Source organism: Nonomuraea sp. NPDC052129 (genome assembly GCF_040680095.1).
Taxonomy (GTDB): Bacteria; Actinomycetota; Actinomycetes; order Streptosporangiales; family Streptosporangiaceae; genus Nonomuraea.
On record NZ_JBFAVX010000014.1, the window covers coordinates 180,562 to 196,036 of the forward strand.

Here is a 15,475-nt window from a genome sequence, read left to right on the forward strand (position 1 = left end):
GCGGTCAGGGAACCCGGCCGACGCCGCCCAGGATGCCGCCCTTCTCCAGCCCGGGGACGATGAACGGGTCGTCGTTGCGCCACTCCTGTACCGGCACCACGCCGGGTTCGAGCAGCTCCAGCCCGTCGAAATAGCTGCGCACCATGTCGCGGTCGCGCCAGTGCAGCGCGCCGGAGGTCGTTCGCCGGTAGACGTCCTCGGTCTCGATCCGCCGGTCGAGGGTGCTCTGGCCGCTCTCCACATACGCGTGGGAGATGATCAGGTGGCTCCCCCGAACCAGCGGCTCGCGCAGGGTCTGGACGATGCCGGCCACCTCGTCGTCACCGCTGAAGAAGTGGAACAGCGCAACGGCCAGGACCGCTACCGGCTGGCCGAAGTCGAGGTGCTGGGCGGCGGCGGCCAGGAGCCCCTTGGGGTCGTGCGCGTCGCCGTCGATGATCACCGTGTCGGGGTTGTCGGCCAGCAGTGCGCGGGCGTGGACCAGCACGATCGGGTCGTTGTCCGAGTAGACGACCTTGGCGTCGGGAATGATCCGATGCGCGACCTGGTGCACGTTGTCCTGAGTGGGCAGGCCGGTGCCGATGTCGAGGAACTGCCGAACACCGGCCCTGGCGACCGTCTCCACGGCGCGGATCAGGAAACCACGGTTCGCCCTGGCCATCTCCCGTACGTCCGCGCCGCCCGCGCGGCTCAGTTCGAGGACCCGCTCGGCCGCCTCGCGGTCAGCCGGGAAGTTGTCCTTCCCACCGAGGAAATAGTCATACATTCGGGCGACCGTGGGGACGGTCGGATCCATCTTCCCCGGAGGCCGCTCAGGCTCGGTCACGCTACACCCTTCGTCATCTATGACGGCATCTTAGGGGAATCTGCAGATATGTGATCAGGACTCGCCAGGTGCCCGGTATTCAAGACGGTCTACCTGCGGCACACCCGGGCGTCTCGGATGTCGGCCGGGAGTACGGGCTTGCCGTCCACCGGAGGTGTGGGACCGTCCGGCTCCGGCTGGATGCCGCCGGCGGCGATGCGGTCGAGGACGGCGAGCCCGGCGGCGTCGACCGTGCCGAAGATCGTGTAGTTGGGCGCCAGCCCGGAATCACCGTAGACCAGGAAGAACTGGCTGCCGTTCGTGTTCGGGCCGGCGTTGGCCATGGCCAGCACCCCGCGCGCGTACGTCTTGCGCACCCCGGTCGAATCGCCCGGCCACGGCGGCAGGTCCGTGGGCAGCTCGTCCTTGTACTTGTAGCCCGGCCCGCCCTCACCGGTGAAGCTGGGGTCGCCGCACTGCAACACCTTCAGCCGGTCATACGCGGTGAGCCGGTGGCACGACGTGGCGTCATAGAACCGGTGCTGGATCAGGTGCACGAAGCTCTGTACTGTGCACGGCGCCTTGGCCGGGTCGAGGGCGAGGCCGATGTCGCCGTGGTTGGTCCGGAGCACCGCGGAGACCGGACGCGTGGGCGTGCGGCGCGGGTCCGGCGGCAGCGGCACGTCACGCACGGCCGGGTCATCGGGGGTCTCGGTGTACTGGCACGGTCCCTTGGTCGTTCGGGGCGGCTTGTCCAAGGCCGCCGCCGAGGCCGGCAGCGCACCGATCGCGATCAGCGAGCCCGTCGTGACCGCGGATAACGCGGCGCGGGCCGCGAGTCGTACCAATGCTCTGCCGGACATCTGTCCTCCACTGCGTGATGATCGCTGGGTTTCCTGAGGTCTAATCGATCTGACCAGCGCAGTCAAGGGATTCTCACCTTGGAGGGCTTGATGGTCGCACCGGGCCTGGCCTCGCTGCGCCGGAGAAGGCGTCTCGGGCGGGACACAACGCGGAGCGGATGCCCGGCCGGGCGGGCATCCGCGGCGGAAGAAGAAGGTCAGCGGGTCTCGGTGGTCACCGTGCTGGGATTCGGCGCCTTGATCGACACCTTGCTGCCCCACCCGGTGTAGCGGCTGTCGACGGTGACCATGTTGCTGTCCCCGTCCTCCGTCACCGTGTACGAGCTCCGCGCCCCGCTCACCAGGCCTGTCGAGGCCAGGGTGAGCGTGTAGGAGATCTTGATGCCTTCGTGCTGCTTGTCTATCCCCGCGGCGGCGATCCAGGCCGAGACCGCCTTGAGCTCCTTCACCGTGATCGAGCCGGTGATGGAGTTGCCCTTCGACTTCCCATTCTTGATCAACGCGGCCAGGGTCTTGGGCTCGGCCGGATTGAGGAACTGCGCCCAGGAATCGGGAATGGCGCCGCCCTTGCCCTTGTACCAGGTCTTACCATCGGGGAGCACCCTGGCGACGTCACCGCCCGAGTAGTAACCGGTCTTGCCGATGGAGATGACCCGCTCCCGCTCGTCGCCGGAGATCATCGAGATGTCGAAGGCGGCGATGCCCTTCTTGCCGAACTGGAAGACGCCCTTGCTGTCCCGGGCCCCCTCCTCGTCGGTGCCGTCCGACCAGGTGACGGTGTCGGTGAACCGTACGCCGTGCCCGGCCACCAGCGTGGCCTTCAGCGCGCTGACGGGGTCCTTGGGGGCCGCCTGCGCGGGCACGGCGGCCGCCATCAGCGCGCCACAGGCCGCCACTAATGTGATCATCTTTTTCATGAGATGTGATCATGCCGGAGGCGGATCACAACCCGGGATCACGATCGGTTTGGCCGACAATCGTTATCCGGACGATGCGGGCCCTGTGGACGCGGCCGATGATCACATCGGCATCGCGGGACCTGTGGACATGATCACATCGGCATCGTGGTCATTTCCGGACGTGGGCGGCCGGTCATCGGCGCGACCGTTTCGGCGGCCGGCGTGATCGTCTCGTGGCCGGCTTGCCGCAGCAGTTCCGCCAGCTCGGTCCTGGAGGTGATGCCCAGCTTGGGAAAGGCGCGGTAGAGGTGGAACCCAACGGTCCGCGGGCTGAGGAAGAGCTGGGCGGCGATCTCCCGGTTGGACGACCCCTGTGCGGCGAGGAACACCACGTGCCGCTCCTGCGGCGTCAGCCCGCGCAGTGCTTCCGGCAGCGGCCCCGCGGGGCTCGACTCCCCCGACGCGCTCAGCTCGGCCGCGGCGCGCTCCGCCCAAGGGGTCGCGCCCAGCTGCTCGAACGCGGCGCGCGCGGCCCGCAGATGAGAGCGGGCTTCGGACCTGCGCCGGATACGGCGGAGCCACTGCCCGTAGGCGAGCTCGGTCCTGGCCCGCTGGAAGGCGGTCAGGGACGGGCCGTGCAGGTCGAGCGCGCCGAGGAAGAGCGGCTCCGCCTCGCCGTCCGGCGCGGCCAGCGCCCGGCAGCGCAGCGCCACCGCGCCCACCCAGCGCTGGCGCGTGTCCCCCGCCCACCGCTCCAGCAAGGCGAGCGGCTCGACGGTGGCGGCGGGCAGGTCGGCCTGTACGGCCGCGTCCACCAGATCGGCCGCGCAGTGGACCGCGATCACCGGGTGGTGCGCGGGGCCCGCGACCACGCGCTCGAGGTGCGCCACAGCGGCGCCCGCCCGGCCCAGCCCCAGCTCCAGCAGGCCAAGCGCCCAGGTGGCCAGCGCCGCGCTGGCCGGCGCGTCGTGGTCGGCGCAGTAGTCCAGGCTCGATTCGGCGTAGGCCCGGCAGCGCTTCTCATCGCCGCTCAACGCGGCGATCAGCGCGACCAGGCCGCTCAGGTGCCCGACTCGGTGGGTCTGGCCGAGGTCACCGGCCAGCTTCAGCCCCTCGGTGGCCAGTCTGAGCGCTTCGGCGCTGCGGCCGCTCAGCATGAGGGCCTGGGCCTGGAGTTGCAGGGCGTACGGCAGGAGGCCCATCAGGTCCTGGTGGCGGCAGTCGGCCACCAGCGTGGAGGTCAGGCGCAGCGCCGAGCCGGCGTCGGCGGCCATCAGGCCCAACGAGGTGGCGGTGATGGCTTGCTGGGTCGCCAGGGCGGGCGTGTGCTCGACCAGCTCGCCGATGACGGCGAAGCCGCTGAACGGGTCACCGGCCATGATCTTCGCCAGCGTGGGCAGCGACCGGGCCAGCGGAGCGGACCAGGTGGGCTGGGCTCCTGATCGCACGACCTGCGAAGAAGCTGGTGACGAGGCTCGCGCGGAACCTCGCACAGACGCTCGTGAAGAAGCCCGCGCAGAGGCTCGTGGAGAAGCTTGCGTGGAAGTTCGCGCAGAACCTCGTGACGAAGCTTGCGCGGAAGCTTGCGAAGTCGCCGGCGCCGACCAGACGGCGGTGGCGATCTCGGCTGCGAGCCCCTCATCGCCGCTGTAGCCGAACAGGCGGATCGCGTCGGCGATCATGACGATGGCCATGGCGTGGTCGTCGTCGCCGATCCTGGCCGCCGCGTCCAGCAACATCCGCGCGGCCTTGGTCGGGGAGCCGATCTCGGACTCCACGGCGGCCAGCACGCGGGCGGCCGAGGCCAGCGTCGAGGGTTCGGCGCTCAGCTTGGTCGCGCACGTCGCCAGGTCCGCCGCGCGGCGCAACTGACCGGCGTCGCACGCGGCGACCGCGGCGGCGGCATAGCGCCGGGCGCGGGGCTCGGGGTCGGTGGTCAGCTCGGCGGCGCGCTCCAGCGCCGACGACGTCCCGATGCCCTCCAGCTCACGCGCGATCTCCTCGTCCGGCCCCAGCACGGCGGCGGCGAGATGCCAGACCCGCCGCTCGGACGACGTCTCAGCCAGGGCTCGGTGCGCGGCGATGCGGGCCGAGACCGGCGCGGACTGGTAGGCGGCGACCAGGATCAGCAGGTGGCGAGGGGTCAGCCTGTCCGGCCGCACCTCCACCAGCCGGGCGGTCTCGGCGGGCTCCAGATCAGTCGGAGTCGCTCCGGTGGCGGCGAGCAGCTCGGGCAGGGAGGCCGCGGGGTCGGCGGCGGCCAGTAGGAGGAGGAAGCGAGTGCGCTCAGGCAGGGCCCGTAAGCAGGCGCCGTACAACTGATCGGCCCGTCGCGACCGGCCGGCCCAGCCGGTGTGCAGGCCCAGTGGCGACAGCCTGCCCTCGACCTGCGCGGGGCTGATCCCCGCGGCCAGCTCGCGCAGGGCCAGCGGATTGCCGCGGGCGTCCTCGACGATCCGCTCACGCACCTGCGGGACGATGCCCGGCCGGCACTCGGCGACGATGTCCAGCGCCGCCTGCCTGTCGACACCGGGCAGGTCCAGCTCGTCGATCCCCTGGAGCGCGGGCACCTCGCCCTCGGCGGCCAGCAGGATCACCACGCGCGCGGCGGCGAGGCGGCGGACGCAGAAGGACAGGACCGCCAGGCTCTCCCGGTCCAGCCAGTGCGCGTCGTCGATCAGGCAGAGCACCGGCCGCTTGCCCTCCAGATGGCGCAGGAGGTTCCAGACAGGCAGGTACGGCGAGCGCGGCCAGGCGGGTTCGCCTACCGCACGGATGTCAAGACTCCACGGTTCCGGGGCGCGCAGGCGGTCGACGGCGTCGGGCACAAGGCTCCGCGGTTGCGGCTCGCCCAGCTGGTCGAGGACGTCGCGCTGCTGGGCGGGCAGGTGTTTCCAGCGCGGGCGGGTGGTCGCCAGCAGCATGTGCAGCCCGCCGTACGGGAGGTGGGACTCCTCCGGGCTGCCGGAGGCGCGCAGCACGATTTGATCACTCGCGAGCTCGGCCGCGAAGGCGAGCAACGCGCTCTTGCCCGCCCCGGCTTCCCCGCGCACCATCAGGGCGCCGCTCTCACCAGCGAGAAGTCGCGTGATTCTGGCCTGCTCCGCGATGCGCCCGTGCAGCACCAGGCGAGAGTACCGGACTCGGAGTTGATCTCATACCTAACCGGGAACATTCCGACACCCTCGAACCAGGTCATCCGTACAGATGTGGTGCGGATAGGCGGGGACTACGTTCGCCGCCGGAGGTCGGCATGAGGAATCGTTGGGCCACTCGTCTTTGCTCGGCACTGACAGTGACCACCCTTGTCATCAGCATGGCAGGTCAGGGAGCCCACGCGGCTGCCAAGGAGCCGACGCTCCCCGAGCAGCGCTTGGGCTCGGCGGCGAACCGCGCGCACCAGGTGGCGGCGGAGGCGACCCGGGCGCAGACCGAGTTGCCGGAGAAGAAGGCCGCCAAGCTGCCCAAGGGGGTCGTGCCCCGGGAGGCCCAGCAGCCGCCCAAGCTGGTCTCCCATCTGTCGAACAAGACGCAGCGGGTGGGCAAGGCGACCGGCAAGCCGGGAAACGGGGAAGTGCGCGGGTTCGACGCCAAGCAGAGCCGGGTGGCTCCCAAGCTGGGCGACGCGACGTCGAGGGTCTTCCAGAACCCCGATCAGACCTACACCGTGCGTACGTACTCCCGGCCAGTGCGGTACCGGACGGCCACCGGCGAGTGGGCCGACATCGACCTCAACCTGACCGGCGCCAACGGACGCTGGCGGCCGGCGGCCAACGACGTCGCGGCCGAGATGGCCGACGACGCCGCCGACCCCAGGCTCCAGTCGCTCACCTTGGACAACGAGCACAGCCTGTCCTTCGCCCTACAAGGGGCAAAAAGCACAAAAGCCAATATTTCGGGAAATATCGCGAAGTACGGCGAGGTGCTGCCGGGGACGGACCTCGAGGTCGAGGCCGCCTGGAACGGGATCAAGGAGTCGCTCGTCCTGACCTCACGCCAGGCCGCGACGGGCCCCTGGGACTTCCCCTTCCAGGCCAAGGGCCTGACGCCGCGAAACTCGCCGCAGGGCGTGGAGTTCGTCGACGAGCAGGGCGCGGTGCGCATCACCGTGCCCGCCGGATTCATGCAGGACGCCAAGGGCGCCCGCTCCGACGCGGTCCACTACACCCTCGTCGGCGACGTCCTGCGGGTCAGCGCCGACCAGAAGTGGCTGCGCGCCAAGGACCGCGCGTTCCCGGTGGTCATCGACCCCTCCTCCTACGTACGCACCACCAGCGGCGCCTCCTCCGACACCTACGTCGACAACCACTCCGGCGCCAATCACTCCGGCAGCGACCAGCTCCTGGTCGGCTCCCAGGACGGCACCAAGCGCAACAACGCCTACATCAACTTCAACCTCGCCTCGCAGATCCCCCACGCCTATGTGACCGGCGCCGCGCTCTTCCTCTACAACACCCTGTCGAACTCCTGCGCGGCCAACCCCGTCACCGTGAAGCAGATCACCAGCAGCTGGAACGTCGGCACGATCTCCTCCTATCCCGGCGTTAGTCTCGGCGACACCTGGGGGTCGGCCAGCTTCAGCGGCGGCGTGACCTGCGGCGGCGCCGGCTGGGCGTGGATCGGGATCAACAGCGCGGGCCTGTCGGCCCTGTCGGACTGGTCCAACGGCGCGGGCAACAACGGCCTGGCGCTGACCGCCGACAGCTTCAAGGAGTTCGCCAGCGCCAACTCGGCCAACCCGCCGTACCTGCAGGTGGACTACAGCCCCTGGCGGGCGCTGTACGCGATCGACTCCGGTGCCACGATCGACCCGCCGGTGACGGCCAACAGCTTCGGCAAACTCCCCGTCACGGTGATCAACAACGGGATGAACTCCTGGTCCCCCGGCTCGGTGAAGCTGGGCTACAAGGTGTACACCCTCGGCGGCAGCTTCGTGGGCAGCTCCACCGCCGCCGCCGCGCTGCCCGCCACGATCGGCAACAACGGCTCGGCGAAGGTGAGCGCCACGATCGACCCGCTCAACCCGGGCTCGTACCAGGTCTGCTGGGACATGGTGGCGAACGGGCAGTTCTTCTCCGACTGGGGCGTACCCGTCTGGTGCGTGAGCCTGAGCGTGGTCAACGTGCCGCCCCAGATCGACTCGATGTGGCCGGGCAGCGGGTACGTGGAGTCCACGCTGATGCCGGAGTTCACGGTCACCGGCCATGACCAGGACGAGTGGCCCGGCGGGGAACTGAACTTCATCTTCAACATCTGCCTGGTCTCCGCCCCCAGCACATGCCCGGCGACCGGCCTGGTCACGGGCGACTCCAACACCGGTGAGCAGACCGCGAACTGGACGGTGCCGCAGGGCAAGCTCAAATGGGGCCAGCAGTACATGTGGCAGGCCCTGGTCACCGACGGCAAGACCTCAAGCCCGGCGACCGGATGGAGCACCTTCCGCACGGTCGTGCCGCAGCCCCTGGTCTCCTCGCACGTCTCCGACAGCGCGGGCACGGCCGCCGTCAAGGGCATCGACCCGCTGACCGGCCAGTACGCGGCCACCACCACGGACGCGAGCCTGACCACCGCCGGTCCCGCCCTGGCGATCACCCGCTCGTACAGCAGCCTGAACTCCCGCTCGGGGCTGTTCGGCGTGGGCTGGACCACCGCCTACGACATGAAGATCGTCACCGACAGCGACCTGACGGGCAACGTCGTGGTCACCTACCCGGACGGGCGGCAGGCGCGCTTCGGCCGCAACTCCGACGGCACGTTCGCGCCGCCCGAGGGCCGGTCGGTGAGCTTGGTGAAGGCCGATACGGCGTGGTTCCTGCGCGACAAGTCCGGCGGCGCGTACGTGTTCGACACGAACGGCCGGTTGACCGCGATCTACGACGACGACCAGCACGGCGAGTTCCTCACCTACAACGGCGACGGCACCCTCGCCAAGGTCGTGAACAAGGTCAGCGGCCGCGGCCTCTACTTCACCTGGACCAGCGGGCTGGTGACCTCGGTCGCCACCGATCCCGCCCAGGGCGCGCCCGCGTGGACGTACGGCTACGGCTACGGCCTGCTCGCCCAGGTCTGCCCGCCGGGCACGACGACGGCCTGTACGAAGTACACCTACAAAATGGTCTCGCACCACCGGACGGCCGTCGTGGACGCCGCCCCCGCGATGTACTACCGGCTCCACCAGAGCACGACCAACGAGACCCAGATGTTCGTCGGCCAGGACGACGCGCAGGCGGTCAACCTGACCTACGGCGCGGCGGGCGCCCCGGCCGGGACCACGGACGGCTCGGCGACGTTCAACGGCACGAGCTCCTACGTGCGCATGCCGTACAACATCACCGACGACACCACCTACGCGGCGGTCGGGATGTGGTTCAAGACCACCAAGGCCGGCGTGCTGTACGGCGCGCAGATGAACACGCTGGAGGACTCCCGGGGCCCGCTCCCCTGGGGCTTCCTGCCGATGCTCTACGTCGGGACCGACGGGAAGCTGCACGGCCAGATGGCCGACGACGGCAGCTGCGGCTCGATGACGTCGACCGCGGCGGTGAGCGACGGGGCCTGGCACCACGTGGTGCTGACCGCGAGCGGAACCTGGCAGGGCATGTACCTGGACGGCGCGATCGTGGGCAGTCGCTTCAACCAGGTCAAGGCGACCCATCTGCCGAACGCCAGCATCGGGGCGGGCTACGTGAACACCTCGGGCTGGTGCCCCGCCGCGCCCACGGACACGCGCGGCCATTTCACCGGCCAGATCGACGACCCCGCCTTCTACACCCATCCGCTCGGCCCCACGTCCGTCGCCGCCCAGTACGCGGCCGGGCAGTACACGGGCGCGCTGGAAACGGTCAAGCTGCCTTCGGGCAAGCTGCAGGCCACGCTCGCCTACGACACCCAGGGCGACCGCGTCGCCTCGATGACCGACGCCAACGGCGGGCAGTGGCGGGTCTACCCCGCCCAGACGCAGGCCAGCACGGAGTACTACCCGAACGCGGTCCTGAGCGCCCGGCCGCGCGAGTACTACCGCCTCGCCGAGTTCTCCGGCACCCAGGCGGCCAGCACGGCCTACGGCGACGGTCGCGACACCGACGCGACGTACCACAACGTCACCCTGGGCCAGAGCGCACCCATCGTCCTGGCCACCGGCGGCGACACGGCCGCCGGGTTCAACGGCTCCAGCTCCTATCTGGAGCTGCCCGATGGCGAGATCAAGGGCGGCGGCGACCTGTCGGCGGAGCTGTGGTTCAAGACCGCCAAGCCCGGCGTCCTGCTCGCCTACCAGGCCCAGGCCATCACCGACCCGGCCGGGCCGCAGGCGAACTACACGCCCGCGCTGTACGTCGGGACGGACGGCAAGCTGCGCGGCCAGTTCTGGGACGGCGCGGCGGTCGCGCCCATCACCACGAGCGCGGCCGTGACCGACGCGAGCTGGCACCACGCCGTCCTGACGGCCTCCGGTGACACCCAGTGGCTCTGGCTGGACGGCGCGGTGGTCGGGACCAGGTCCAAGGGCCCGGTGTCCACGATCGCGCAGAACCATGTCTACGTCGGCGCCGGTTTCATCGCGGGCAACTGGCCCGCCAAGCCCTCGGACACGCTGGGCCACTTCAACGGCACCATCGACGAGGTGGCGATCTACTGGAACAGCCTGCACACCGACGCGATCCAGGCGCACTACAAGGACGTCGCGACGTTCGGCATCCCGGCCACCACCGTGCTCGCCGCCGACCCGCGCGGCAAGGCGATGGTCTACAGCTATGACCCTCAGAACGGCGGCCGGCCGACCTCGCTGTACGACGCCTCGGGCGGCACCACGCGCTACGGCTACGACCTCAACGGCAACCTGGCCACGGTGAGCGACCCGGACGGGCACACCACGCAGCTGTACAACGACGACCGCGGCAACCCGGTCATGAAGGTGACCTGCCGCGGACCGCGCTCCTGCCAGACCTCCTACTTCACCTACTACCTGGACGCCGGCGACCCGCTGAACCCCCGCAACGACAAGCTCACCGGCGCGTTGGACGCCCGAGCCGGCGCCGGGAACGACGCGGCGCACCGCACCAGCTACACCTACGACATCTCGGGCGACCTGCTCAGCGTCACCACACCTCCCGTGGCCGGAGCCACCAACGGCGGCACCACCAAGTACGCCTACACCGACGGCGACGAGGCCGCCACGGACGGCGGCACCGTCCCGGACGGGCTGCTCGCCTCCACGACCACCCCCGGCGGCAAGACCACCCGCTACAGCTACCGCCAGAACGGCGACCTCGCCCAGGTGGTGGACGCCGCGGGGCTCACCACGAAGTACGACTACGACAGCGCCGGCCGCCCCATCTCCGAGACGAAGATCTCCGACACCTTCCCGAACGGCGTCAGCACCTCCATGGGCTACGACGCCCTGAACCACCTCACCGCCACCGTCGGCCCCGCGACCACGGACGTGATCAACGGCGTCAAGCACCTGCCGTGGGTCCTCTACACCTACGACGTCGACGGCAACGTCACCAAGGCCGAGCGGACGGACCCCACCGGCAAGGACGTCACCCGCACCACGAACTACACCTACGACGCCGCCGCCCGCGTCTCGTCCGTCAAGGACCCCGAGGGCAAGACCACCACCTACGGCTATGACGTCTACGGCAACCTCACCAGCACCGTGGACGCCACCGGCGCCGACTTCCGGCACACCTACGGACCGACCGGTCTGCCGCTGACCACGAGCCTGGCCAACTGGGTGGGTAACCCGCTGGACAACGACGCCCCCAAGGAACTGGTCCTCGAATCCCGCGCCTATGACCCGGCCGGGCGCCTGGCCACGGTCACCGACGCCATGGGCCGGACCACCCGCTACCGCTACTACGACGACAACCTGCTCGAATCGGTCTGGGCCGAGGGCTTCCACAACGCCGACGGAACCACCCGGGACATCCCGCTCCAGCAGAACACCTACGACAGCGCGGGCAACCTCATCAAGCGGGTCACCGGTAACGGCAAGAGCACGACCGCCTACACCGTGGACGCCGCCAACCGGGTCACCGAGGCGCTGCTGGACCCCGCCGGCATCAAGCGCAAGACCACGTACGGCTACGACGCCGACGGCGGCGTGGTCTCCCTGGTCCAGGCGCAGGACAGCGGCTACACCTGGACCGCGTTCGACCTCGACGCGCTGGGCCGGCCCCTGTCCCAGAAGGTCTGGGACGGCGACGAATGGCTCACCACGTCCTGGACCAGGGACCAGCGGGGCCTGCCGAAGACGATGACCGACCCCCGTGGCGCGGTGACCGACTACACCTACGACGAGGCGGGCCGGCTCACCACGACGAAGGCGCCGACGGTGGCCATCGAGCACTCGGGCGGCACACCGTACAACGTCAGGCCGACGACGCGGTCCGGGTACAACAGCTTCGGCGACGTCGTGACGAGCGAGGACGCCGAGGGCTACCGGACCACGATCACCTACGACGGCATGAGCCGGCCGCGCGTCGTCACCCTGCCCTCTTACCGGCAGCTCGGCGCCGGTGCCACGGTGACGGCGAGCTCCACCACGACGTACGACGCGCTGGGCCGCGTGACGCACGTCGAGGACGCGCTCGGCCACGGCGACACCCACACCTACGATCAGCTGGGCAACCTGGTGGCCACCACCGACGCGGCGGGCAACCAGTCGCGCTCGGGCTTCGACGTGGCCGGGGAATGGCTCTGGACACGGGACCAGGCGGGCCGGGTGACCGGGGCGACGTACGACGACCTCGGCCGCCGCATCTCCAGCACCGCCGTCGACCGCACACCGGCCGCGGCGGGATACACCACCGCCTACGAGTACGACGACGCGGGGAACCTGACCTACGTCACCACACCGTCGGGCGCGCGCAGCCAGTACGGCTACAACGCGGCGGGCGAGGTCGTGGTCGACGTCGACCCGCTGACCCAGGGCCACTGGTACACCCGCGACCACGCCGGCCGGGCGACCAAGATCGCCAACCCGGACGGCACCAGCAGCACGCTCACCTTCGACGGCGCCGGCCGGGCGACCGCCGCGGCCGACTTCGACGCGGCGGGCAAGCAGCTGCGGTCCACGACGATCGGCTACGACGACGCGAGCAACCCGGTCACCGTCAGCAGGCCCGGCGGCGGATCCACCACCTACGACTACGACGCGCTGAACCGGCTGACCGGCCAGCACGAGAAGACCACGGCGACGCACACCATCAACACGACCTTCGGCTACGACGCGGTCGGCAACCGCACCCGCTTCACCGACGGCAACGGCAACGCGACCTCCTACGCCTTCAACCCGTGGAACCTCCAGGTGGCGATGTTCGTCCCGCCGACCACGGCCTACACCACGCTCGCCGACCGCCAGACGATCACCGACTACGACGCGGCCGCCCGCCCCGTCCAGGTCACCAAGCCGGGCGGGGTCACCATCGCCCGCACCTTCGACCCGCTGAACCGGCTCACCGCGGAGACCGGCGCGGGCGCCGAGACCGCCACGACCGCGCACAGCTTCGGCTACGACACCGTGGGCCGGCTGACCTCGGCCGGGGGCAACACCTTCGGCTACGACGATCGCGATCATCTCGTCAGCACGGCGGGGCCGTCCGGCACGGCGTCCTTCACCTATGACGCCGACGGCCGCATGAAGACCCGTACCGACAAGGCGGGCACGGCCGCCTACGACTACGACGCGGGCAGCCGCCTCACCACGGTCCGCGACCCGCTCACCGGCGGCACCTCGATCTACTCCTACGACACGATGGACCAGCTCAAGGGCGTGGACTACGGCGGCGCCAAGCGCTCCTTCGACTACGACGCGCTGCACCGGCCCACCTCCGACACGCTCAAGACCACCGCGGGCACGGCGCTGGCCGGCATCACCTACGGCTACGACGACGCCGACCGGCTCACCACCAAGACCACGACCGGTACTGCGGGCGCCGCCGCCAACACCTACGGCTACGACCTGGCGGGCAGGCTGACGTCGTGGAACTCGGCCGCCTACGAGTACGACGACGCGGGCAACCGCACCAAGGCGGGCACGGCCGCCTCCGTCTACGACGCGCGCAACCAGCTGGTCTCCGACGGATCGGCCGGCTACGCCTACTCGGCGCGCGGCACCCTGAAGTCCAGGACGCCGAGCGGCGGGGGCGCGAGCGCGACGAGCTACGACGCCTTCGACCGGATGATCAACGACGGCGCCTCGACCTACGCCTATGACGGGCTGGACCGGCTCGCGTCCGCCGCGGGCCGCACATTCAGCTACTCCGGCCTGGGCAACACCCCGGCCGCGGCGGGTGCCGAGCTCTACGGCAGGGACCCGGCGGGCGACATCGTCTCCGTCGCGGGCCTGTACGCCTACACCGACCGGCACGGCGACCTCACCGCCACCTTCACCGGCGCGGGTGTGCTGACCGATTCGGCGGCCTACGACCCGTACGGGAAGGTCGTCGCGAACTCGGGCACCAAGCGGGACGTCGGCTACCAGAGCGGCTGGACCGACCCGGCCACCGGCAAGGTCAACATGGCCGCCCGCTGGTACGACCCCGGAACCGGCGCGTTCCCCAGCAGGGACACGCTCGACGTGAACCCGATGCCGTCGATGAAGGGCAACCGCTTCACCTACGCGGACGGCGACCCCCTCAACCAGGTGGACCCGACCGGTCACTTCGGCTGCCCCGCCTTCGTGTGCGGCACCGCCAAGCAGGCGATCAAGGTCGTCTATCGGGACATCGCCAGGCCGGCCTGGAGCGCGGCCGACTACGTCCTCACCGGTGGCGGGGAACTCGGCGCGCTCGGGCGCGGTTCACGGTTCTGTGGTCCCGCCTGGCTCGGCTGTCTCGCGGCGGTGGCCATCGGCGCCGGCGCCGGCTACCTGGCCGGGAAGTGGTGGCAGAACAACTGGTGGAAGGGCTGGCCGGACGGCAGCGGGCCGTACATCCAGTATCCGGACGGCGGCGGCTCGCCCGGCAAGGGCAAGTCCGACGACGGGCCCGGCGATGACGGGCCCGGCGACTCGCCCCACAAGGGCACCAACGGCCCGCCCAAGGCGGATCCGCCGCCGCCTCCGCCGCCCACGCCCCAGGAGCTGGCCGACATCGCCGCGAAGACGCGCGCGGCCAAGCCAGGCCCGGTCGACCACGACCAGCTGCCCGGTCCGGCGGGCATCTCGCTCGCCGACGCGCTCGACAAGGGACTCAATCACCGGGTCGACAACGCCATCGACAAGATCCTGGACAAGGTCGGCGTGGCCTTCACGCCGGTCGAGGCCAGGGCCGGCGACGGGCAACCCAACGGCGGCCTCGACCCAGCCCCGCACGTCGTCGGCCAGTGCTCGGGGGTGTTCGGCGCGGACGCGATGCAGGACTGCCGCGTCGACCCGGGCCCCGGCGTCCCGCCGGACCCGACGGTGCAACTGGCCCCCTGCCGTGGCGTGACGGGCGCCGGCGCCGCCTGCTCCTCCTCCGAGGAGACGGCGGCGGCCCCGGGGAGCGAAGGCGCCGGCTTCGGCGACGACTTCCTGACGCTGGCCCGCCGCCCCAGCGATCGGCCGAAGTGGAGCGAGAGGCTCCCGATGAACATGGACACGGTCCAGCGGGTGGCCCAGGACTGGGACATCCGGATCGACGACCTGACCATCAAGATCGACAAGGTGAAGGACGGGCAGGCCGGCGTGACCTTCCCCAACCAGATGGTCCTGCTGCGGCGAGCCGCCTTCCGCAGCGAGGAGCTGCTGGCCCGTACCCTCGCCCACGAGCGCTTCCACGTGGAGGACATACGCGGGGGCGGCGTCTTCCCGAAGACGCTGGAAGAGGCGCGACCATGGGAGGACCGGGCCTATGCCTTCGAGGACGACTGGTGGGACAACCATCCACGTAACCAGTAAGGGACCATAGGCGAAACGGCTCGAG

The 15,475-nt window shown here is 70.4% G+C and carries 5 protein-coding genes; 1 reads left to right on the forward strand and 4 read right to left on the reverse strand.

Features of this window, described 5'->3' with window-relative positions; genetic code table 11:
• Positions 1 to 4: 4 nt before the first annotated feature.
• The 4 genes from AB0L53_RS29250 to AB0L53_RS29265 form a co-directional block, all read right to left on the reverse strand.
• Positions 5 to 796, reverse strand: a complete 792-nt coding sequence (locus AB0L53_RS29250) for an SAM-dependent methyltransferase (protein WP_364000470.1) — start codon at positions 794 to 796, stop codon at positions 5 to 7.
• 119 nt (positions 797 to 915) lie between these two features.
• On the reverse strand, positions 916 to 1,668 hold the full coding sequence (locus tag AB0L53_RS29255; RefSeq protein WP_357952477.1) for a peptidylprolyl isomerase: 753 nt from the start codon (positions 1,666 to 1,668) through the stop codon (positions 916 to 918).
• 197 nt (positions 1,669 to 1,865) lie between these two features.
• Positions 1,866 to 2,576: a hypothetical protein gene (locus tag AB0L53_RS29260; RefSeq protein ID WP_364000287.1), complete on the reverse strand. Its 711-nt coding sequence runs from the start codon at positions 2,574 to 2,576 to the stop codon at positions 1,866 to 1,868.
• A 143-nt stretch (positions 2,577 to 2,719) separates the two neighbouring features.
• Positions 2,720 to 5,692, reverse strand: coding sequence for a LuxR family transcriptional regulator (locus tag AB0L53_RS29265; RefSeq protein ID WP_364000290.1), 2,973 nt, complete (start codon positions 5,690 to 5,692; stop codon positions 2,720 to 2,722).
• A 191-nt stretch (positions 5,693 to 5,883) separates the two neighbouring features.
• On the opposite strand from AB0L53_RS29265, the gene AB0L53_RS29270 reads away from it, so the two are divergent.
• A complete protein-coding gene (locus AB0L53_RS29270; RefSeq protein WP_364000293.1) occupies positions 5,884 to 15,450 on the forward strand; it encodes a LamG-like jellyroll fold domain-containing protein in 9,567 nt (3,188 codons plus the stop codon).
• Positions 15,451 to 15,475: the final 25 nt, after the last annotated feature.